Raw genomic sequence first — 21,878 nt, 5'->3', positions numbered from 1 at the left:
AGCAGCCCCGAAACCTGATATCCGAATACATCTGACTGACCGCGTGCATAGGTTTTGGGGCCGCTTCGCTGCCCATCGGGGATAAATCCCCTCACCACAGGTTTACTTCTCAGATTGAGGGTCGGATTCAAAAGCGTGTACTCCCTTCGATCGGCACCGCTTTGATCGTCGCGCGAGGTCCCGAAGCCGGAACCGGACTCGGCACCCCCTGCGCCGCCGTTGGCAACTGCGGCGCCTGCATGTCCGGCATCGCCCAGCTGCGTTCCGGTTGCAGCCCGCCCTGGGCGTGGCGCATGAAGTCGTAGCGGTTGAGGGTGATGCTGCGCCCCGCTTCGCTGTCACGGATGATGTACGGGCGCAGGAACACCATCAGGTTGGTCTTGGTGATCGCCCGGCGTTCGTTGCGAAACAGTGCTCCGATCCCCGGCAACGTCCCCAGCCAAGGCACCGCTTCGTTGCTCTGGCTGTAGCCGTCCTGCAGCAAGCCGCCGAGGACCATGATCTGGCCGTCGTCGAGCAGGATGCTGGTGTCGATCGCGCGCTTGTTGGTCACGATCCCCGCCGACGTCGCGCTGGCCGACGCGCGTTCGTCGATGCTGCTGACCTCCTGATAGATATCAAGCTTGACCGTCCCGCCCTCGGAAATCTGCGGCCGCACGTTGAGCTTCAAACCCACCTCTTCACGGGTCACGGTCTGGAACGGGTTGTTGCTGGTCCCGCCGCCACCAGTCACGTAGCTGCCGCTGACAAACGGAATGGTCTGGCCGACAAAAATGCTCGCCGCTTCGTTATCGAGTGTCAGCAGGTTCGGCGTCGATAGCACGTTGGTGCCGCCCTTGCTCTTCAAGGCTCGGGCCAAGACTTTCAGGTCGAGGATCTTGCCGATGCCGGGGATGTCCACCGTGCCGTTGACGTAACCGAGGTTCAAACCCTGGGGCAGCACATCGAGACTGGTCTTGCCGTTGAGGTTGATCCCCGAACCGCCAAGATTCGCCCCGCCGATCACGCCTTTGCCGCCGAGATTGCCGGTCTGCCACTGCACGCCGAATTCGCTGGCATCGTCCTCGCCAACTTCAACAATCAGGCTTTCGATCACCACTTGTGCGCGGCGCTGGTCGAGCAAATCGATGACCTCGCGCAGGTTGCGATACAACGGCTCCGGCGCAGAAATCAGCAAGGTGTTGGTGGTCGCATCAGCCTGAATCGTCACCCCGCCAGCGCTGAACGCAACGTTCTGCTCACTGGCCTGACTGCCGCCGCTGCCGGTCGAACTGCTGCCCTGGGCATAACTGCCGCCAGTACTGCCCGTGCTCGACGTGGTCGAAGTGTTGCCACTGGTTTGCGTGCCGCTCTGCGCACTCGATCCGCCATTGTTGTTGCCGTTGCTGCCCATGGCACTGAGCACCGAGCGCGCACTGTCGCTGTTGCCGCTGTCGCTCTCGCCGGTGAGCAGTCCGCGCAAGGCCTGCGCCAGTTTCGCCGCTTGCGCGTTACGTAAATAAACCACGTGCAGGTTGCTCGGATTGCTCTGCGCGTTGTCGAGTTTGTAGATCAGATTGCGCGCCAGCTCGGTGCGCTCGGGGCTGCCGGCGCGGATGATGATGGTGTTGGAGCGCGGGTCGCCGATCACCGCGATTTTCTGCGTCGGATCGTTGCCCGGCGCGTCGAGCAGATCGGCGACCATCGGCGCGATGTCGGCGGCGATGCCGTTCTGAATCTGCACCACGTCGGTGTCGATCGCGCTCGGGGTGTCGATGGTCTGGATCAACTGGGCGACGCGGGTCAGGTTCTCGGCGTAATCGGTAACCACGATGGTGTTGTTGCCGGGGTAGGCATTGATCGGGTTGTTCGGCGAGACGATCGGGCGCAGCACCGGAATCAGGTTCACCGCGTTTTCGTATTGCAGGCGAAAGGTGCGCGTGAGCATGCCGTTGCCGGCGGGTTTGTCCGGGCTGTAGATCGGCCCGCCGAGCAGTTTCGCATCGGCTTCCGGCACCACCTGGGCGACGCCGCCGACATCGACCACGCTGAAACCCTGCATGCGCAACGCCGCGAGCAACATGTCATAAGCCTGGCGTGCCGGTACCTGACCTTCCGAGACCAGCGTCAGGCTGCCCTTGACCCGAGGATCGACCAGAAACTGCTGGCCGGTTGAACGCGACAACGCGCGCACCACCGCTTGAATATCGGCATCGACAAAATTCAGCGTCACCGGCTGCTCGCCCAGCGGATTGCTCGGCAGTGTGCTACCGCGTGGGGCGCCGCCACTGCGTGCGCGCTCGGTGATGTTGTGCATCTGCCGTGGTTGCGGCGCGGTTTGTGCCTGGGCGCGTTGACGGTCGAGCAGCGCATCACCGCTGCGCTGGGTGTTGGCCAATGGGCGGCCGAGTTCGCTGTCCACCAGCAACGGCGGCTGATTCGGCGGCGTGGTGGTGTTGCTGCACGCGCTCAACGCCATCAGCAGCATCGGCAACGCCAGACGTGCCGGTTTGGATCCTGACCCCTTCATGAAGCTTCCTTAGCGCCCAGCGCCTGATCCATGCGAACGGTGCCTGACAATGTGCCGGCAGTGACTTCGGTCGAAGCGTTGTCGGCGCGTTGCAGACGGGCCTCGACCACTTGCAGAGAAAGTTGTGCCGGGTTGCTCAACAGCCAGTCGAGCACTGCATCGGCCGGCGCCGCGTCGAACGTCAGCTGCCAGGCGCCAGTCTCCCCGGCCTGCAACTGGTAGTGCCCGGCCAGGCCGCTGGCCTGCAGCGTCTGTTCAAGAGACTGCGCCAGGCTCTGCCCGTCCGGGCGCACGCTGACCTCGCGCAACAGCACTTCCAGCGCTTCAGTCTGCGCGCGCAACTTCGGCGTTTCGCTTTGCCAGTAAGTGATTTTTTTCAGCGGCGGCTGGATCAGCGCGACCCACACCAACAGCGACAGCAGCACCACCGCCATGCCGCCGACCATGCGTTTTTCGCGCAGGGCAAGCGCTTGCCAACGCGCCTGAAGCTGCGCGCTGAAACCCTGCCAGCGGGCGCGGTACAACGCGAGCGATGCCTTATTCATCTTCTGCTCCGCTGTCGTCGGTGCTTTCATCGGGAGTGGTGACTTCGTCGCTCGGGCGCAGCAGCCAGCCTTCATCATCAGCCGTCGCACTGATCCCGACTTGGGCCAATGCGGCTTGCCAATCCTTGTCCTTGTCATTGGCGCCGCGCCGGGCATCGGCCAGCAGACTCAACTGCAAGGTGCCATCGACAAACGTCAGGCGCTCGACCGTGCCGGCCATGAACGGCATGCCACTGCCGGCCTGCAACACCAGCCGATTGAACGGTTGCGCCGGATCCTCCGCCGCGCCCTTCTGCCGCGCCGCCAATTGCTGACGCGCCTGCTGCAGCGGATTGAGGATCACCGGCAACTCGGGAAAGACCTGCTTCACCCGTTGCGCCATCTGCGCCTTGAGCTGCTGGCCCTGACTGGCTTCGCGGGCGGCATACAGGTTCAAGCCGATGACCCACACCGCCACCGCCAATCCGCACAGCCCCAGCGCCCGGCCCCAACCGCGATGCTCGCTGCGCTGCTGTTGCACCGCACCCTGCAGGCCCCAACCGGGCAACGGCCCGGTCCAGCGTTGCGCCTCGGCCATCGGCAATTGCGCATCCGGCGGTGGCGTCGAACCGATCCAGTGCAGCGGCGTGCCGCAGCTCAGCAGCCAATCGCCAATCTCCTCGTCGAACAGCGGCTGCACCCGCGCCACCTGCACGCTTTCGCGCAGCAACAAATGGCCGTCCTGCCGACAAGCCACCGTGCCCGGCAGCACCGGCAAGCGGTACGCCGCCGGGTACAGACCGCGCAGATTCAGCCCGGCCTGCTTCAGCAATTGCCCCAGATGCTGCAAGCGTTGACGCGGCGCCCAGGCAATCTGCACCTGCCCCGCTTCATCCCGCGAACTGTGAGCGATGTGCATGTCATTGCAGTCGCCGAGCATCAAGGCCTGCGCCGCGCATTGCACCGCCGCTGCGGTCTTGTTCGCTGGCAGCGGCGGCAATTCGATGCTCGCCAACAGACTGTCCGCCGGGTGCAGAAAAGCGCTCAGCGCTGGCTGCTTCGCTGACTGCCCGAGTTGGCTAAAAGTCTGGCGCTGCTCACGAATGACCTGCCCCTGCCGATCCAGCCACGCGCAGTCCATTTCACTGTCGAGACTCAACCCCGCCAGTGGCGGCAAACTCACACGCAACTGACTCATACGCCCACCCGCGACCAGATCACTTGCGGCAGACGATCCTCGCTGCGGTGCAACAACGCATCGAGGCTGACCCGACGCTGATCACGCCGCGCCTCGCCACGCAGGCGAAACCAGTCGCTGGTGATGCCGACCTTGACGCTGGTCAGCTCCAGATTCGGCATGCGCAAGCGGTTGACAAAATCGCCACGGTTGATGAACCAGCGCCCGGCATCGCGCTCATTGATCAGCGCCTGCGCCCGCTCCAGCGACAACCCCGGCACATACGCGGCCAACACCGGCGCAGTGGCGGTATTGCCATTGAGCCAGGTGGTCGCCGGAATCACCGTCAGGTACGGCGCCAGTTTGCCGATGACCGCCTCATTCACACCCTCGACGCTGCGCAGATCATCCACACTGCGCAGCATCGGCAACTTCGGATTCTGCGGCTTGCGCGACGCATTCGGCGACGTGGCGCGGCCACTGTCAAAGGCGTTTTTGCTCGCGGTGTTTTCGGCAATCTGCGGATTCAACAGATACGGATAAGAGCCGATCACCCGCTGACTGATGCGCTGACTCAACCCGGCGCTGATGCCGATCAACTCGCACAACCGCTGAAACGCCTGCACCTGCGCCTCATCGACATGCTCGTTGGCCACCAGATTGCGCAGGTTGAACTTGCCCTGCTCATCCTCCAGCCGCCCGTCGAAACCCTGCGCATTCAAGCGCTGCGCCCATGGCTGATCGAGCCGGGTCAACGGATCACGCTGCCGCGCATCCCAGAGCAATTGTCGGCTGATCTCCAGACCGCCGTGCAACACCCAGCGCCCCTGCACGCGCTGCTGATCCGCCTCCAGCGCGCGGGTCGAAACGCTCTGCCGGGTCAACATCCCCGCCGCAATCACCGCGACCACCGCCGCAATCAACAGCGCACTGATGATCGCCATCCCCTGCTGGTTCGATTGGCTATTCATCACCGGCCTTACAGCTGCCAGGAACCGATATCGGCATTCACACCGTCGCCGTCAGGCTGACCGTCGGCACCGAGGGAAAAGATATCGATCTCGCCATTCGCGCCGGGGTTGAGGTATTGATAAGGACGACCCCACGGGTCATTCGGCAAACGCTCCAGGTACGAACGCCAGTTGCTGTTCTTCGCATCCGCCGGCCGCTCCACCAGCACTTTCAAACCCTGACTCTGGCTCGGATAAGTACCGTGATCGAGGCGATACAACTTCAGCGCCTGCATCAAACCGCCAATATCCTGCTTGGCCGCCGTGGCCCGCGCCTGATCCGGCCGGTCGAGCACCTTAGGCACCACCATCGCCGCCAGAATCCCGAGAATCACCACCACCACCATGATCTCGATCAGGGTAAAACCCTGCTGCCCACGGGGCATCCGGCTCGGTCGTCCGGGCTGTTTGAACTGCGCGATATCCATCTCGACATTCCCTTGGCTTGATTCGATTCGACGCGCAGTGTTGCAAGAAGATATGTCAGGGATGTTGAAAATCCTCGGGAGTTTTCGTCGTCAAGCCGTCAAGGACGGGGGGTTAGGGTCGAGGGCTGAGTTTGGGTTTTGGGCCTTATATGCCTACGCGCTCCCGAGAAAACGGATTCACCCTGATTGAAGTACTGGTGGCGCTGGCGATCATTGCCGTGGCGATGTCGGCGGCTGTGCGCGTGGCGGGGTTGATGACCCAAAGCAGCGGAGTTCTGCGGGATCGCTCGGTGGCGATGATTGCGGCGCAGACACGCATGGCGGAGTTGCGGCTGGAAGGTCGATTGCCGACCGGTGTGAAAGCTGTTGATTGTGATCAAGGGCGGTTGTTGTTGCGGTGTGAGCAGGTAATCGCCACAGCCGAAAACGGCCGATTGCTCAAGGTCGGCATCCAGGTCTTCAACCGCAACCAGGACGCCCCACCCCTGGCCCGCCTGGAAACCCTACTGAACCGCCCCCTGTAGGAGCTGCCGAAGGCTGCGATCTTTTGACTTTGATCTTTTAAAACCAAAATGAAAAGATCGTCCGATCGCGGCCCGAGCCTCCGGCAGCTCCTACACAAACATCTCAGGCAACGGAATGTGCGCATGCACCATCACATCGCCGACAAGCCAACTTCCCCCAGACTCCAACGTCGTACGAAAAATCTTCGACCAACATAAAACCCTGTGGGAGCGAGCCTGCTCGCGAAGGCGCCAGAATGAACACCAGGTGATCCCGACACCCGCATCACCCCGGCAACTGCAAATTATCCAAAGCCCGATTCACCGCCAACTCCCCGAGCATAATCAACTGCGCAATCCCCGCCAGCGCGTGACGCTGCGACACCGGCAACAAGCTGGCGATGTTCTGCGCGAGAGTTTTGGCCGAAGCGAGTGTTTCACTGGCATCCACCAGCAGCTCTTCGGTTTTGTTGTCCGCCGTCACCGCATACATCCCACGGTGTTTACGTGGCGGCGGCGTGGAACCGGGCGGACAGAGGTAATGGTCGAGCGCGCGGTCGGCAGCTTCGTGGAGTTTTTTGGAATCGATGGATTCGTAGGGGGAAACCGACGCGGTTTCGGGTGGGTTGGGTGTAGGTTTGATCATGGTGAAGCTCCTTGAGAAATGGAGCCGACAGCCATCGCTGCTAAACGAAGAGGTGGCGGCTTTACGCGGGTTAGCAGACCAGGCTCAAGGATCCCGGCGCACCGAAGTGCCCCACGCAAAGCCACCATAACGTTATGGCGGAACCTGCGTGCCTTGAAAATTGGCGAGCTGCTAAACCCGGTCACTGAACATTCAGCGACCGAACCACAATAGAACCCGCCCCCAAGGCGCACAAGCCGGCGGATTCTGGCGTAGCTGTAGGCAAAGGCGCAAGGATGTGTAGCCTGAGTGAGTATCTGGAAATGTATTTTTAAACGTCGGCGTGAGCGATTAGCTCAACTGCGTGCCTTTAAGATTTTCACCGCTCCCGCCGATAAAAACACAGGCGTTGCTCTAAGTTCCTGACTCTAGCTTGTAAGAGCATCGCATATATCTTCTGACTTAAAAGGATCTCGTCGTGATTGATCAGTTACTTGCAATGGTAAATCTGGGAGAAAAACTACCGGAGGCTGTTGGCTGGAAGTTTATTGGACCCTATGGGTTTTCTCTTCCTGAGGAGATATTGGAAGCAATTAGCGATGAGCAAGCAAAATTCGATAGCACTATCACCGGCTCTGCTTTGGTCGTGTACAACTACTCAGGTGTTTCAAAGGCTGAATTTCGAGTTCTGTACAGCGGTAGCTTTAAATTTAGACCCAAGGTCTCCTATGGACGCCGGAGCGTACCTGTAAAATGGGAGCACGACAGTGAAAACAATGAATTCGTATTTTACGACACTCCCCCCAACGAGAGCATCGAAATAGAGCTTTTTAATGTGGACGAAAACTTTTCCGTGGACCAAGTTCTCGTTGATGGAAAACTAATCACGAAATTCATGAGCAAGAGGGCGATGGCCCAAGCTTATCCCGATCTATCTTCGAAGATATTACTTATCAGTTTACCAGTTGTTTGCACACTAGCAATCGCGTTGAGCGCTTACGCTAGCTATACCGCATACAAACAACGTCAAGATAATAATTTTGTTAACGAAGCCCTTGCTGGTTACTCCGGGTGCGCGCTCTCCGTGTATGAAAACCCACCTGGTAAAAAAAGCAGGGAAGAACTCACCAGAAAAATCAAAAGACTAGAACCTTGGATGAAGCAGGTGCTGCTTGAAAAGAACAAGGTATCTACAGAGGCTGATCTTTACGACCTTGATCGTGTAATAATTTGTACTCCAGCCCCTATATGAACTCAGAGTCATTTGGAAAAACGCACAAGACAAATAGAGACGGATTTATCTTTCGAAAATAAATCTGTCCCCATTTGTCCTTTCATCTGCTCCGCACCCGGAGTGCAGCTATGGCTGCGGCCCGCGTGGTGCAAAGCGATCATGGTGTAGTCCCAATCCTTGACCATGTCCTTCTTGCCATTCATCGCTTTCCAGGACGAGCGCTCGACAAACGTGACCTCCAAATCCCGAACCCGTTTGATTATCGCCTCACGAGTAGCCGCTCGATCATTCACAGCCACCGGTATAGGGCACATGAACTCGCCTGGCTTAATCTCCTGAGCAGTTGCCTGTGTCGCAAAACTGGCGGCCATGACTGTTTCTCCGAAAATTCATGAAGCGTTCGAGCTGGGACATTGAACGTGATGTGAAGTGAGATTTGGGCATTGGACGTCGGCGTTTTGATGTGTGCGATGCCATCAGCATCGGTGACGCCTTTGGCCTCGACGCCATTGACCGTCGCAACGTAGTCACGAAACGCCAACGGCTTACCCGTCTCACTGTCGGTAACACTGAACGACTGCCCGAATCGTTTCTGAATGGCGAGAGGTAAAGGAGGAATGAAAGGTGCCGGGGTATGCGAATCCCCGATGATGGCTGTCCCCGAACCACCAATCACAACGTCGCCGTGCGAACCCGTGGTATCGATCAGAGCAGCGTTTTTGCCATTGATGAACACCGTAGCGGAAACACCCGAAACAAGAGCACTTCCACAGGTACAGGTATCTCCTTTACGGGCGGCAGCGAGGCCGTCGAAGAACACGTCGGGAGATCCTGATGAGATGGCTTTTGGGCCATGCCCGGGCATCGGGCAGGAGGTTGGATCAGTGATTTGTGCGGCAGGCTTTGCCATGTGCTTGACTCCCTGTCAGCGGATTGAACGAGTGCGGACTCTATCAGAAACCCTCCTGTGCAAATAAATTCGCTCCCTTTTCAGCACCGCAAAGGTTGATACAAAACCTGCGAATTGAAGGTAATATTGACAGCGGCAAACCGACCAGCACCCATTCAGATGCACACATTGACAGCTCAGATGGTTGAGGACGGCTCTGCTCAGACTATCAAGAGCAAGCAGGGAAAAGCTTCAATGTTCAAACTGTTAAAAAAACTCCAAAAAAAGGTCAGTAGCACTCCTGCAACTGCCAAGCCAACCAACTTGACTGAAGAGGTCCAAGAAACCCGCCCCCCGGATATAAATATAGAATCGCAGCTTTCACCCAGCTACGCAATCATCAATGAAAAATTTAAGTTCTCAAAACCAAAAATCTACATGATCGACATCCCTCAGCCAGATAGACTGGTTATTGAGGAAAAATGGCTTGATGTGAAACATGGTTCACTTGGGAAGGTATTTGAAGTTGTAAAAAGTCCTCAATGGCAAAAGATCACACCATGCTTCGTCATTAACGACCATGAAGAGTCAGACATTGTCATCATAGATTTAAGCGTAAAAGAACTCTCAACAAAATCTCCACCTACTTCTTTAATCCCCGAGCGTCATGAGGATATGTGGGCCAAATTAGATCATGGACATCTAGATTCGAGGTTATTAGGTTCTATTAAACTCCAAGAGGATTTGGATCGAATTGTTAAATCGGGTGGCATTTGTGTAGTCTTCGCTGACAAGTTGAGCCCAGCCGATGCGTGCCACGCAAGAATTATTCGAGACAACCTGCATTTAAATTCAAAAATAGAACAAAATATCTGGAGCATGTTATCAGCATTCCGTACCTTCCAAATAACTGCCGACGAAGGAGAAAACATCACTGTTGTTGATAAGTCCTCAATAGGAGCTTTGATTGAAAGACATTTAAACGGTGCTCGACACACCTGCACCCTAGGCTTTGGATATTATCAAGAAAAATGGAAAGTTTTAGCTGAAAGCAAATTTCGGCGCCCAGTGGCAGCAATTGGAAGCGATGGCGACGGTACAATCTTGGTACTACCTCAGATAAAGGACAAAGGAGTATTTTTAGCTGAATTATTAGGTAGTGTTCTCCCCGCCATGCTACCTCATCTTTTTCCCGAAGTAGAAAAACGTTCTTGGGTGCATAGTAAAGAATATGAACTATCGCGAATTACCGAGTTGGAATCTGAAAAAACCAGGGTCAAAAAAGAAGCCGAAAAAAATCTAGCGACTCTTGATGCAGAGATCGATCAATACAAGGTAGAGCATGGATGGATCCATAGTCTATTGGACGGTACAGGTGACCAGCTAGTTTTGGCTGTTAAGAAAGCCATGAAAGAAATTGGCTTCCAGAAAGTGATTGACATGGATCTAATTCGAGACGCCGAGAATAAGGCGCGGCGAGAGGATCTGCGCATTGAAGACCGAAGTCCTCTTCTGATTGTTGACATAAAAGGAGTCGGAGGTGCCCCAAGCGATAGCGACAGTACACAAGCCAACAAGCACGCACTGATAAACATGAAAGAGATGAATCGTACAGATGTTCAGGGCCTCTCCATTATAAACCACTACAGGCATCTCCCTCCTCTATCCCGCGACAATCAAGCATTTCGTCAAGAAATAATTGACATTTCAAATGATACAGATCTTGGTCTCATGACCAGCTTTGACTTATACAACCTTCTAAACGGAATGCGAAAACACAACTGGCCGTCCAAATTTGTTATGGATGTTTTTTACAGAAAGGGCCGGATTAAGATGATCCCATCCCATTACGAGGAAATCGGCACCATCGGAAAGGTTTTCTCGGGTCGAATTGGAGTTCACCTCACAAAAAGCTCTGTGAAAATAGGCGATAAAATTGCGTTAATGTCAGGAATGGTATACGACGAAAGCATTATAACGTCTATAAAAGTCGAGGACGAATCAGTTACGACGGCAACTGTTGGGGAAAGAGCTGGGTTTACATGGCCAGCAACGAATCTCACTCCCCGCGAAGGGATGCCGGTATACCGAGTACCACTGGAAAGCATATCCAATTGAAAAATCGGACGCGGAAGGTCTTATGTTCAAGAATCAGACTGTTGGCAGAAAAAAATAGACAGCAGTGATCCTCGTGAAGTCAAACTCCGATAATATCTGTTCTGCGCGATGATAGATAAGCCGGCAAATGCCTTGCCGACTGCTCATAGCCAACACCGCTGTACTTCAATTCAACACAGCGATCATCACGCAGAGCGGAAATACTCGATCAGTTCTCGTGCGCTTAGGCAGGCGAGGACAATAAAGGGGACTGGTGTATTATCGGGAAATAAATCCCCCCTTCGTTGAGGGTATTCGAACAATTACTTAGAGCGCCCACACTTTCTAATAATTGAGGCCACTCAATTATGACACACGCAAAAAACGGGAACATCTATTATTTATTAAACAAACCCCTAATTTTCTAGAAAGTTAGCTCTTCATTATACGCCTAGACTCATATACGAATCCCTAATAGCGGCAATCTGATTAAATATCACACTAAAAGCTGAAACATCAACAGAATCAAAAGGTGCAACACCATTTGAGATATATTCAGCAAACTTAACCTTGCTCAAGGCGACATTATTTCCGGTTTGATAATCTATGATATCTGAATCCAGAATGAGGGAGCTTTTAGGGATTTTCTTAAAAATTGTTCCCTGTCCCTTAAATCGACTATTTTGGTCGAACTCTTCACCCAAATACAGTCTTCGCCCTTGAGTGTCTTGCCGCAACAAATCCACGTCTTTATATAAAAACTCTATACAGATATTTTCATTCCTAAAATCCGGCGAGGGCATGACAAGGCTAAATACATTCCCCCCATAATCCTTATATGGAACAGCAGAACCAGACATCTCACGAATAATATTTGGCTCGTCTCGATCAAACAGGCAAATTGTGAGATGGCGCTGTGTATGGTTCTTTACCATATCGCAGAAATTTTTCAACACAGAGCTTCCATCACCCTTCCCAATTCCTGGCAACTTGAATATCAAATTCAACGAAGGATATTCTGATTTCAAGCATTGAAATGCATGCCTCAAATGCAAAATATCTGATTCACCCTCACAAAAGACATGAACCTCTTCGGCAATTGATTCGGCAATTGATCTCTCATCAAAATTGAAAGTATTGTCAAGCTGACTGAGTTTACGCGCCAACATCAAATAGACCGAGTCAGAATATCCCTTAACGTGCCCAACATGATTTATCTGCCCACGTAACGCCAGTTTGAAACTGATTGATGCGCCATTCCAACGATTACGTTTATCAATCTTCTCACTCCAATAATTCTCAGCGGACTCCAAGCCAAACTTTTTCCAAGAGTGGAGCGCCGACTTAATCTGACGTATATATTCTCTTGGAACGTTAGACTTCTTATTTACAACCACTCCGGTAACGATTTGGCGCTCCGCCCTACTTCTCAAAAAGGTTTTGTTATCGTTAATCAAAAAACCCGAAGCTTTTATGATGTCTTTTAACTCATCCCCCAGAATCACTGTACCAGCTTCATCTTTGCGAGCTAGTGAAGAAGGGAATACAGCACCATTATTTGAAAAAAATATATCATCAGCATAACGCGTATAATAACATTTATTTTTAGCCGCATACGTCTTTAAACTATAATCTAGACCGCGACATATAATATTACTAATCACCGGACTCACGGGGGCACCCTGAGTAAGACGACCATCTTTAGTGCAAATAAAACTGATGGTACGTGCTACACCGGGTGCTAGCAGGAAAGGAGGCGCGCTTAAGAGCCCTGCCAGTCTAGGCGCAGTTATCGAATGGAAAAAATCTTTAAGATCCAACCGAAGCAACCAACGCTGGCATACATGCACACTTGCATGCTCGACAATTCCACGTTTCCCCACATACGCAAAAACACAAGCCCGGGGCTTGTAGTAACCCCCTAAGTATTCAGCGATGATCCTTTGAAGATCTTTTAGACGCTTATTCGGCGCCTCAATCAATCGAAAACCACCGCCACGCTTCGCTATATTAAAAGAGTTATATTTTTTATTATCTGGCAAATAATACGCATAGTACGCCAGTACAGAAGTTTTAACTCCCAAAATCTGCGCCATGTGTTTATTACTTAAAACCTTGTATTCTGCCGCCTGTTCTTTTAAGTAAAAATTCAGCGACACCATACGCGTAAATTCCCTTCTACTTTTTTTCATACGATACAAAAATGGAGCCACACCCAAGGCTCCAACATCGCCAACGCGATAATTTGGCGACAAACAGACTCGAAGAGTCAAAGTACTAAGCGCTACAAGCTGAGGCGTTTACGCCTCAGAAATGCGAGCCTTGGGCGGGCGGCATTTTTTAACACAAGCAGCTTAAAGCATCAAGCCAGCATCAACGATGCTTAGAGATATAGAAATCCAACTCTCCTTTACTTCATCCTTACCTATCTCTTTCACAAGAGAATTTGCGAGGATTGGCTTTTTCACCCTCCCAACGAAATACAGTATCTACCTCTATCGAAACGCCGATTACTGCCCCCCCCCCCAACAACTCACGGCCTAACCAACCTAGGCATCTCCACCCCCTCCCCCAACCTCTCCACCCCCAACCGCACCCTCTCCCCCCCCTGCTCAATCACCACCCCATCCCCCTCCACAGCCACCAACTTCACCCCAGGCCCCACCCTCTCCCCCTGCAAAAAACTCCTCGGCGGTCCATCGTTCAAACTCAAAATCGCCACCGCCCCCCGACTCCCCGCCATCACCCCGCTCACCTTGATGTCCACCGGCGCCGTCTGGTTGGAAAACCACTGCAACGCCGGGCTGTCACTGCGCGCCGCGAGCATTTGCGGTGGCGCCGGAGGGGTGTGGGATTCGGCGGAGGTCAGGAGTAGCGACGACCAGGTCGCGACGCCGACCAGGGCGGCGAGCAGTGCGAGGGCCTGGACGGTTTGCGGGGGGGATATGCGGGTGGTGAGCATCACGGGCTGAATCTCCTTTTTGTCCCTGCTGACAGGCTACGCGGCAATTCTCACGGTTTTATTTCACACGTCTTACATGTTGGCCGTGCAGGATGTTTTTTTGGGACGGGGCCGGACGCAACGGAGCGCGCAACCGATGAATGTGGGCAAGCAACAGGGCTTTACGCTGATTGAGCTGATGGTGGTGCTGGTGATCATCGGCATCGCCAGTGCGGCGATCAGCCTGAGTATCAAGCCGGATCCGCTGCAATTGCTGCGCAAGGACGCCGAGCGGGTGGCGCAGTTGCTGCAGGTGGCGCAGGCGGAGGCGCGGGCGGATGGTCGGCCGATTGTTTGGGTGAGTGATGGCAAGGGGTTTCGGTTCAGTCGGCGCAGTGACAGTGGTCGGGGGTTTGAGCATTTCAAGGATGATCCGCAGTTGCGGCCGCGCACCTGGCAGAGTCCGAAGCTGGAGGTGCGGGTGGAGCCGAAGCAGAAGGTGGTGCTTAACGCCGAGTGGATCAATCCGCCGCTGCAGTTGACCCTGTCTGATGGGCTTAATCGGCTGAGTGTGCTGCGTGATGCCAGTGGAAGGATCAGTGTGCAATGAACGATCAACGGGGCTTTACCCTGATCGAGGTGATGGTCGCGATTCTGTTGATGGCGGTGGTCAGTCTGATTGCTTGGCGCGGGTTGGACAGTGTGACGCGGGCGGACAGTCATTTGCAGGCGAGCAGTGAGCAGAGTGACAGTTTGTTGCGGGCGTTGAATCAGTTGCAGCGTGATGTGGAGATGCGTGCGGGGATTGAATTGACTGAGCCGAAGAAGGTTGGCGTGGATGATGAGCCGCCGAGCGCGCCGCCTGCGCTGACGGTGCGGAGCAGTGATAGCAAGGGGTTTCGGCTGGATATCATTCGTAGTGCGGCGGATCAGCCTGGGGCCTTGCAGCGGGTGCGTTGGTGGGTCAAGGGGGATACGTTGTATCGGGCGGTGGCTGAGGCGCGCAGTCGTTATCCGTTGCCGGCGCCGGGGGCTGGGGTGGCGGTGTTGCAGGGGGTGAGTGATGTGCAGGTGCGGGTTTGGGAGGTGGATAAGGGTTGGCGGCAGTTGAGTGGGAATCGGCGGGAGGATCCGTCGGGGTTGGAGGTTCGGTTGACGCGGGAGACGGCGCAGGGGGTGGAGCGGTATCGGCAGGTGATGGGGCCGCTGCAATAATCTGAATCACTGCAAAAACTGTGGGAGCGGGCTTGCTCGCGAATGCGGTGGGTCAGTTGATGATGATTTGGCTGAGTGGACGCCTTCGCGAGCAAGCCCGCTCCCACAATTGGATTGGGTTTGGTCAATTGGGGAATGGTTGGCTTGTGAGCTGTCATCGCTGGTAGGTCAGCTCCCACAAGCCGGTAGATATTGGTCGGCTGTCGGGCCGTCATCGCGAGCAGGCTCACTCCTACAAGTGGATGGTATGCAGTCTGAGAGAGATGAGTTGGCTGGAAGGCCGCCTTCGCGAGCAAGCTCGCTCCCACAGGGAGTGGTGGGATTGGGTTAGCTGAGGACGACGACGCCGCCGGGGAGTTCGGTGCATTTGACGCCGTAGGCGTCGCGGATCAGCAGGGCGACGCCGGCGAGTTGGTCGAGGCTGAAGCGGGCCTGGACGCGGCGTTGGCCGAGTTCGCGGTTGAGCAGCAGCAACATGCCGGGGCGGTAGCGGTTGATCTCGTCGATCATCTGGCTGAGGGTCGCGCCGTTGAATACCAGTACCTGTTGGCGCCAGTTCATCACTGCTGCGGTGTCGACGCTCTGCACCGCGCCCACCTGTTGCCCGTCATAGGTCAGTTGCTCACCCGGCTGCAAACGCAGACTGCGGCCATCGACATTGACGTCCACCGAACCATCCAGGCAGGTCACGCAGACTTGCTGATCGGTGTTACGCAGGTTGAACCGCGCCTGACTCGCCCGCAACCACCCGCCCCCGGCCTGCATCGCCAGTGGCAACCGCGCGGTCTGTACTTCGACTTCGCCGCTGACCAGTTCGAAACCCTGCACGCCGTCATCGCCGGAGCGCTGGTTAATGCGGGTTTGTGTATTCAGTTCCAGGCTCACGCCATCGGCCGGTTCGACCCGGCGCTGCTCGCCGACTTCAGTGATGTAATCGGCGCCGAGGCCACCAAAGCCACCGGGAATCGTCCCGCGCACCAGCATGAACGCCGCCGATGCAGCGATGGCGCCACCGAGAAACGCGCGCCGGCCGAAGCGCCGAGGCGACTGCAGCATTTCAGCGGCAGGCTGCAGGTTGTGCCACAACACCTTGGCCTCTTCGAAAGCGCGGGCATGTTCGGCGCTCTGCGCGCACCAGTCGCGCAAGGCGCGGGCGTCGGCCACGGTGGCGCGGCCGGAGGTCAGCAGGACCAACCAGTCGTGGGCTTCGCTGTGCAGATTCTCGGCCGCCGATGGCTCGGCAGGTGTCAGTCGAAAGATGTTCAAACGCGCAGATTCTCAACGAATTGATCGGGCACTATTCAGAAGACGGTTTTCCGGCCCCGCGACCGAACCGCTGAAACACTTTTCTTTCCAGTTTCGCCGCGCAGAAGCCCAATGCAGCTTTGATTTCCTTCTCGACCATGCGCGTGGAGATGCCGAAACGCTGGGAGATTTCCAGGTGTGGCGCCTCCTCCAGCCGCGCGGCGATGAAGATTCTGCGACGCCGCGCTGGCAGTTCGTAGAGGGCGCTGAGCAGCGACTGGATTTCCTTTTGCCCACCGACCACTCGCGCCGGATCCAGCGCCTCGTCGCCGATTTGCAGCAGCTCTTCGACTTCCTCGCCGGTAAGCAGGCGCGCATCGGCCTGACGGCGGTCGGCGGCGATGTTCAGGGCCATGCGATAGAGGTAGGCGTTGGGCCGCAGCAGGTTCGGCGGCGTCTCCATGCGGTCGACCCGCAGGTAGGTTTCGTGCAGCACGTCGTTGGCCAGGTCTTCCGAGCCGAGACGGCGTCGCAAGCGCACCCGAAAGTCCTCGTAGGACGTCAGGAACAGCTGGACCATCGAACCTTGTCCGGTGTCTTTCATCCCCCGGAAACTCCTTCCCATTTGGTGCATTCCATGCGTTTCCCTGACGACTCCGGTAACAACAGCAACGTGACCGGCTGACGCAACGCGCTGGGCGTCGGCCGGTCGATCCTGAGATTGCGAAAGCTCTCCACCAGCGCGGTATCGCGCCGTTCATCACCGGTGGTGGTGACCAACCGGTTGTGCTGCACCACGCCGTCGCGCCCGACCCAGACCTGCAACACCGCGCGATAACTGCCCGGACGGGTCAGTGGCGAACGGCACAGGTTGCGCTCGATCGCCGCTTGCACCGCGGTGGCGTAACTGCGACTCACGGCGGCGCTGGCCGGGGTGGTTTTGTCCTGGGCCGATGGCACGTCTTCGACCTGCGCCACTTGCAGGGTGAACGCATCGTCGCGGGCATACCGCGCCATCAGACCGCTGCCGCCGAGCAAGCGGCGCAAGGCGTCAGCAGCGGTGTATTCGCCATCGACCGCCAACGAGCGCCGGCCGCGACTCAACTGGCTGTCGACCAGCACCGCAACGCCCGTGGCGTGGCTGTACTGATCCAGCGCCCGGGCCAGATCCTGCGCCGGAATGTGCAGCGTCATACGCAAGTCCGCCGGCACCGGTTCGGCTGTCGCCCCGCCGCTGAACCAGCCAAGCAGCAGCCCCAGACTCACCCGGCGCACGAGAGTCGCTGAACGCTGAAGACCGTCCCTGGAACTGCCTCGCTGCACGGCTGACGTACCCCTGAAAACCGTCATCCTGATGGCTGTTTATGAATCTGGTGTGACGGGCGGTGCAAAAAAACCATCACGGGATTCGCGCAAGGCTTGCACTAGACTGCAATCAGAGAACGGCCGCTTCGGGCCGGCCAGGAGGCTTGCATGAAATCACTGTGGAAATTCGCCCTCGGCGGGCTGCTGCTGAGCGCTTTCGCCAGCGCCCACGCCGAACAACCGTTGGGCTGTGTGGAGGTGACGGTGGGCGGCTACAAGGCGCCGAATTATGATTGTCTGAGTCAGCAGATGGGCAACAATCCCGAGGGTGCTGCCGCAGCGCAGAAAAATCAGGAAGCAATGAACGTTCCCGTGAACAAACGGCCACCAAATCAGGTTGGCCTCGCAACCCCGGCCGCAACTGGAACACGCATGGGCAACACCTTCGGCACCTCAGTCAAACCACAACGCCCACCCGCCAATAACGGAACATCCCCATTAACCAATAAATGAATCAAACACCTGAGGCTAAGAAACTCACACACTTAGAGGAAGGGGAAACACACCTGTGGCGAGGGGATTTATCCCCGATCGGCTGCGCAGCAGTCGTCAATCCCGCTGACTCGGTTTATCTGAAGGACCCGCGGCGGATAGTTTTGGGCCTGCTGCGCAGGCCATCGGGGATGAATCCCCTCACCACAAGGAATACCTCAATCACTAGAAATACCCCAATTACAGGGTATGCACGTCAATCGCTCGGGGTTTGGCGAAAGCTCACGGCCAGACGATTCCAGCTATTGATGGTGGTCACGGCCATGGTCAGATCCACCAGTTCAGCCTCACTGAATTGCGCTTTGGCCAACTGATAAACATCGTCCGGCACATGACTTTCGGCCAACAGCGTCACCGCCTCGGCCCAGGCCAACGCCGCCCGCTCACGCGGATTGAAAAAGCCGCTGTCGCGCCACACCGCGATCGCATACAAACGCCGATCACTCTCCCCGGCCCGCCGCGCGTCCACCGAGTGCATGTCGGTGCAGAACGCGCAGCCGTTGAGCTGCGAAGCGCGAATCCTGATCAGTTGCAACAGCGGCGCCTCGATGCTCAGGTCGCTGGTCAGCGCCTCCATGGCGATCATCGCTTTCATCGCCTTGGGCGATGCGTTGTAGTAGTCCAGACGCGGGGACATGGGCAGGTCTCGGGAAGCGGAATGATGAGTTCACGGTAAGCGCAGAACTGCCGGCGTTACAGCCCCAATTCCACGGAATATCGCTACACCACTGCCCTCAACCTCCACACAGATCCCCTGTGGGAGCGAGCCTGCTCGCGAAGGCGTCAGGTCAGTCAGCCCATTTTTGAATGACACACCGCATTCGCGAGCAGGCTCGCTCCCACATGGGTTAGTGACCAATTTGGAGTTTTTCGGGTAGGCAACTACTGCCCATCACGCAACAGCGGTAATCTGGCCGACACTTCAATCGCCCTCCGGAGCCGCGTCGGTATGGAACTTCACGTCGTGATCAATGGCCGCAAGGATCTGGCCGGTCAGTTGTACAAGCAACTGCGCGGCGCCATCGAGTCCGGGCGCCTGGCCGCCGGCACGCAGTTGCCGCCCAGCCGTCTGCTGGCCGAGCAACTGGGGATCTCGCGCAAGACCATTTCCGACACCTACGCGCAGCTTACTTACGAAAACTTTCTCACCGGGGTGATCGGCAAAGGCACGTACGTCAATGCGCGCCCGGCGCAGATTCAGCGCAAGCAAAGCCACACCGAACTGGCCAGCGCCGAGGTGATCGAGCGCTGGCGTAATCTGCCGGTGTTCCTGCGCCACCCGTCGCTGGAAGGCTCGCTGCGCTACGACTTCATCGGCGGCGCCACCAGCAAGGGCCAGTTCCCGCATGACGACTGGCGCCGTTGCGTGTCGCACGCGATGCGCCAGATGGCCGGCTCCAAAGGTTTCTACAGCGTGCCTGAAGGCCTGCCGGCGCTGCGCAATGCGATTGCCCGGCACATCGCGTTTTCGCGCGGGATCAACTGTCAGGACGAGGACATCGTGGTGTGCAACGGCGCGCAACAGGCGCTGGACTTGATCACCCGCGTGCTGATCAGCCCCGGTAGTCGAGTGGCGATGGAAGACCCGGGTTATCCGCCCGCGCGCCTGCTGTTCGGCACCCACGGCGCCGAGGTGGTCGGAATCCCGGTGGATGCCGAGGGGATTGTGGTCGAGCAGATTCCCGAGGGCACGCGGATGATTTATGTCACGCCGTCGCACCAGTTCCCGCTGGGCATGCCGATGAGCCAGGCGCGCCGCGAGGCCTTACTCGCCAGGGCTTATGAGCTAGGCGCGATCATCATCGAGGACGACTACGACAGCGAGTTCCGCTACGAAGGGCGGCCTACGGACTCACTGTTCAGCCTCGATCAGCGCGGCATCGTTGCCTACGTCGGCACCTTCTCCAAGACCCTGCTGCCGGAGTTGCGCCTGGGTTACGCGATCCTGCCGCCGGCGATTCTCGAGGCGGTGATCCGCGCCAAACAACTCACCGACCTGCACGCCTCGACCCTGCCGCAATGGGCGCTGGCCAAGTTCATCGCCGAAGGTTGCCTGCTCAAGCACATCCGCCGCTGTCACACGATTTATGCCCAGCGCCGCGAGCGGATTCTGGCGCGCATGGCCACGGATCTGGCGCCGTGGCTGGAGGCGATACCGCCCAGTGCCGGGTTCCACATGGCAGTACTGTGCAAGGTGCCGATCGACCTGGCGCTGGTGATCGAACTGGCGAAAAAAGTCGAGGTCGGGCTGTATTCCATCGACATTTTCCATTATCAACAGCCGGTGAAGAGCGGCCTGTACTTCGGCTTCGGCGCCATTGAAACCCTCGATATCGACACCGCTCTGGATCGCCTGCGCGACATTCTGCAACAACTGGCGTGAATGATTGGTCTGGGCGATTAACCGCCGATTGGTTATTGGTGATCAGCAGGTGCAGGCCTATTCTGCATGGGCGTTATCCCTCAATGAGCAGGATTCGTCCGGCCTGATTCAGGAGTGTGAGCAATGTCCAACGAAGTGATCAACACCGTCCAGGTGCGCGCCGCCGCCGGCCGTTCGGAAGAGCTCGGTCGGCAGTTGCAGAAGATCGTAGACACCTTGCGTCAGACACCGGGCTGCGACGCCTATATGGTCGACCGCTGCCCCGAGGACAGCCAGCGCTGGACGGTGAGTGCGCGCTGGCAGTCGGAAGCGGCGATGCAGGCGCACTTCAACCGGCCCGAGGCGCAGGGGTTTATAGACCTTATTGATAGCCGCTTGGCCAATAGTGTGGACTTCAACAGTTTCCCCATCGTCTGACCGGACGCCTTCGCGAGCAAGCCCGCTCCCACATTGGAATGCATTCAACTGTGGGAGCGAGCTTGCTCGCGAAGACGTATTCAGCTGCACCGCCGAACGACGGATTGGTCACCCGATCTTCCCGAATATTGGCCGTTTGAATACCCCACTCCGCAGACTACTGTGGTCACCACCCCTCCCCAACTGGTGATCGAACATGAAAGCCCTGCACCTCTTCACCGCCGTTATCGCCCTGTCCATGTCTGCCGCCGCCCTGGCTCACGACCCATCCGAGAAAGTCACCGTCCTGCAAGACCAGATGCTGAAAAACGCCCCCGGCAAGAAAGCCATGATGATCGAAGTCGACTACAAACCCGGCCAGTCCTCGATCGCCCACAAACACGACGGCACCGCCATGGCCTACGTGCTCGAAGGCGAAGTGATTTCCCAGGTCAAGGGCGAACAGGCGATCACCTACAAGAAAGGCCAGTTCTGGTACGAACCGGCCGGCTCAGAACACCTGGTGTCAAAAAACGCCAGCAACAGCAAACCGGCGAAGTTGCTGGTGTTCATGGTGTTGGCCCCGGACGAGCAAGTATTGATCCCCTTGAAAAACTGATGGTTGTTTGCACAGCCATAAATAAAAAGGCGCAAAACACCGTTTTTCGCCTTTTTATTTCCCGAGGCAATTAACCGATTTGCCTTAAAGCCAATAAAACTAATGCATCGCCATAACTGGAAAAATTGTCAGCTTATTTACAGGTTGGCGGGTTTAGTCTGAATCAACTGTCGTGCGCCCGTCACCCACAGCCGCGACAATTCTGACTTTCCGACTGAAGTTGCTT

General features: G+C 56.8%; 22 protein-coding genes and 1 pseudogene. 9 read left to right on the top strand and 14 right to left on the bottom strand.

Annotated elements, in window-relative coordinates; translation table 11 throughout:
* Positions 1–127 precede the first annotated feature (127 nt).
* The 5 genes from gspD to gspG are packed head-to-tail and all read right to left on the bottom strand — an operon-like array spanning position 128 to position 5,648.
* Positions 128–2,509 carry a type II secretion system secretin GspD gene (gene gspD / locus H043_RS0118655; RefSeq protein ID WP_027613121.1) on the bottom strand — a complete coding sequence of 794 codons (2,382 nt, stop codon included), beginning with the start codon at positions 2,507–2,509 and terminating at the stop codon, positions 128–130.
* Positions 2,506–3,054, bottom strand: coding sequence for a type II secretion system protein GspM (gspM, locus tag H043_RS0118650; RefSeq protein WP_027613120.1), 549 nt, complete (start codon positions 3,052–3,054; stop codon positions 2,506–2,508). The genes gspD and gspM overlap by 4 nt, the downstream gene beginning before the upstream one ends.
* Entirely contained in the window at positions 3,047–4,231 is a 1,185-nt protein-coding gene (gene gspL, locus H043_RS0118645) for a type II secretion system protein GspL (protein WP_027613119.1), read from the bottom strand. The genes gspM and gspL overlap by 8 nt, the downstream gene beginning before the upstream one ends.
* Entirely contained in the window at positions 4,228–5,181 is a 954-nt protein-coding gene (gspK, locus tag H043_RS0118640; RefSeq protein WP_027613118.1) for a type II secretion system minor pseudopilin GspK, read from the bottom strand. The genes gspL and gspK overlap by 4 nt, the downstream gene beginning before the upstream one ends.
* A gap of 8 nt (positions 5,182–5,189) precedes the next feature.
* Entirely contained in the window at positions 5,190–5,648 is a 459-nt protein-coding gene (gene gspG / locus H043_RS0118635) for a type II secretion system major pseudopilin GspG (RefSeq protein ID WP_027613117.1), read from the bottom strand.
* A gap of 149 nt (positions 5,649–5,797) precedes the next feature.
* On the opposite strand from gspG, the gene gspI reads away from it, so the two are divergent.
* Complete coding sequence (gene gspI / locus H043_RS0118630) at positions 5,798–6,172, top strand: type II secretion system minor pseudopilin GspI (protein ID WP_027613116.1); 375 nt, start codon at positions 5,798–5,800, stop codon at positions 6,170–6,172.
* A gap of 265 nt (positions 6,173–6,437) precedes the next feature.
* Here gspI and H043_RS0118625 read toward each other — a convergent pair whose 3' ends face one another.
* Positions 6,438–6,797 carry a hypothetical protein gene (locus H043_RS0118625; RefSeq protein WP_007968533.1) on the bottom strand — a complete coding sequence of 120 codons (360 nt, stop codon included), beginning with the start codon at positions 6,795–6,797 and terminating at the stop codon, positions 6,438–6,440.
* Positions 6,798–7,254: 457 nt separating this feature from the next.
* Here H043_RS0118625 and H043_RS0118620 point away from each other — a divergent pair, with 457 nt between their 5' ends.
* Positions 7,255–8,028 (top strand): hypothetical protein, encoded by a 774-nt coding sequence (locus H043_RS0118620; protein ID WP_027613115.1) that lies wholly within the window; start codon positions 7,255–7,257, stop codon positions 8,026–8,028.
* A gap of 8 nt (positions 8,029–8,036) precedes the next feature.
* Here the strand turns inward: H043_RS0118620 and H043_RS30740 are convergent, their stop codons facing one another.
* Both H043_RS30740 and H043_RS30735 read right to left on the bottom strand, forming a co-directional pair.
* On the bottom strand, positions 8,037–8,213 hold the full coding sequence (locus tag H043_RS30740; protein ID WP_256214329.1) for a hypothetical protein: 177 nt from the start codon (positions 8,211–8,213) through the stop codon (positions 8,037–8,039).
* A gap of 173 nt (positions 8,214–8,386) precedes the next feature.
* A pseudogene (locus H043_RS30735) lies at positions 8,387–8,920 on the bottom strand (PAAR domain-containing protein); the annotation flags it as partial.
* 234 nt (positions 8,921–9,154) lie between these two features.
* On the opposite strand from H043_RS30735, the gene H043_RS0118610 reads away from it, so the two are divergent.
* Positions 9,155–11,017: a hypothetical protein gene (locus tag H043_RS0118610; RefSeq protein ID WP_155953502.1), complete on the top strand. Its 1,863-nt coding sequence runs from the start codon at positions 9,155–9,157 to the stop codon at positions 11,015–11,017.
* A 422-nt stretch (positions 11,018–11,439) separates the two neighbouring features.
* Here the strand turns inward: H043_RS0118610 and H043_RS0118605 are convergent, their stop codons facing one another.
* Positions 11,440–13,209, bottom strand: a complete 1,770-nt coding sequence (locus H043_RS0118605; protein WP_256214326.1) for a reverse transcriptase domain-containing protein — start codon at positions 13,207–13,209, stop codon at positions 11,440–11,442.
* A 320-nt stretch (positions 13,210–13,529) separates the two neighbouring features.
* Complete coding sequence (locus tag H043_RS0118600) at positions 13,530–13,958, bottom strand: type II secretion system protein N (RefSeq protein ID WP_049827912.1); 429 nt, start codon at positions 13,956–13,958, stop codon at positions 13,530–13,532.
* A gap of 136 nt (positions 13,959–14,094) precedes the next feature.
* Between H043_RS0118600 and gspH the strand changes: the two genes are divergently transcribed.
* Positions 14,095–14,547: a type II secretion system minor pseudopilin GspH gene (gene gspH, locus H043_RS0118595; RefSeq protein ID WP_027613110.1), complete on the top strand. Its 453-nt coding sequence runs from the start codon at positions 14,095–14,097 to the stop codon at positions 14,545–14,547.
* Positions 14,544–15,152, top strand: a complete 609-nt coding sequence (locus tag H043_RS0118590) for a prepilin-type N-terminal cleavage/methylation domain-containing protein (RefSeq protein WP_027613109.1) — start codon at positions 14,544–14,546, stop codon at positions 15,150–15,152. Before gspH ends, H043_RS0118590 begins: the two co-directional genes overlap by 4 nt.
* A gap of 327 nt (positions 15,153–15,479) precedes the next feature.
* Here the strand turns inward: H043_RS0118590 and H043_RS0118585 are convergent, their stop codons facing one another.
* The 3 genes from H043_RS0118585 to H043_RS0118575 are packed head-to-tail and all read right to left on the bottom strand — an operon-like array spanning position 15,480 to position 17,663.
* Positions 15,480–16,418, bottom strand: coding sequence for a FecR domain-containing protein (locus tag H043_RS0118585; RefSeq protein WP_027613108.1), 939 nt, complete (start codon positions 16,416–16,418; stop codon positions 15,480–15,482).
* 31 nt (positions 16,419–16,449) lie between these two features.
* Entirely contained in the window at positions 16,450–17,001 is a 552-nt protein-coding gene (locus H043_RS0118580) for an RNA polymerase sigma factor (RefSeq protein WP_027613107.1), read from the bottom strand.
* Positions 16,998–17,663 (bottom strand): secretin and TonB N-terminal domain-containing protein, encoded by a 666-nt coding sequence (locus H043_RS0118575; RefSeq protein ID WP_256214325.1) that lies wholly within the window; start codon positions 17,661–17,663, stop codon positions 16,998–17,000. Before H043_RS0118575 ends, H043_RS0118580 begins: the two co-directional genes overlap by 4 nt.
* A 207-nt stretch (positions 17,664–17,870) precedes the next feature.
* On the opposite strand from H043_RS0118575, the gene H043_RS0118570 reads away from it, so the two are divergent.
* Positions 17,871–18,215, top strand: a complete 345-nt coding sequence (locus tag H043_RS0118570) for a hypothetical protein (protein WP_027613105.1) — start codon at positions 17,871–17,873, stop codon at positions 18,213–18,215.
* Positions 18,216–18,450: 235 nt separating this feature from the next.
* On the opposite strand, the gene H043_RS0118565 is transcribed toward H043_RS0118570, so the two are convergent.
* Positions 18,451–18,891 (bottom strand): carboxymuconolactone decarboxylase family protein, encoded by a 441-nt coding sequence (locus H043_RS0118565; RefSeq protein WP_027613104.1) that lies wholly within the window; start codon positions 18,889–18,891, stop codon positions 18,451–18,453.
* A 312-nt stretch (positions 18,892–19,203) separates the two neighbouring features.
* Between H043_RS0118565 and H043_RS0118560 the strand changes: the two genes are divergently transcribed.
* The 3 genes from H043_RS0118560 (at position 19,204) to H043_RS0118550 (ending at position 21,652) form a co-directional block, all read left to right on the top strand.
* On the top strand, positions 19,204–20,637 hold the full coding sequence (locus tag H043_RS0118560) for a PLP-dependent aminotransferase family protein (RefSeq protein ID WP_027613103.1): 1,434 nt from the start codon (positions 19,204–19,206) through the stop codon (positions 20,635–20,637).
* Between the two features lie 123 nt (positions 20,638–20,760).
* Entirely contained in the window at positions 20,761–21,054 is a 294-nt protein-coding gene (locus tag H043_RS0118555; protein WP_003225668.1) for a putative quinol monooxygenase, read from the top strand.
* A 196-nt stretch (positions 21,055–21,250) separates the two neighbouring features.
* Positions 21,251–21,652, top strand: coding sequence for a cupin domain-containing protein (locus H043_RS0118550; RefSeq protein ID WP_027613102.1), 402 nt, complete (start codon positions 21,251–21,253; stop codon positions 21,650–21,652).
* The last annotated feature ends 226 nt before the right edge of the window (positions 21,653–21,878 follow it).

Source organism: Pseudomonas sp. URIL14HWK12:I6 (assembly GCF_000514195.1).
GTDB lineage: Bacteria > Pseudomonadota > Gammaproteobacteria > Pseudomonadales > Pseudomonadaceae > Aquipseudomonas > Aquipseudomonas putida_A.
This window is presented reverse-complemented; position numbering and strand designations above follow the sequence as displayed.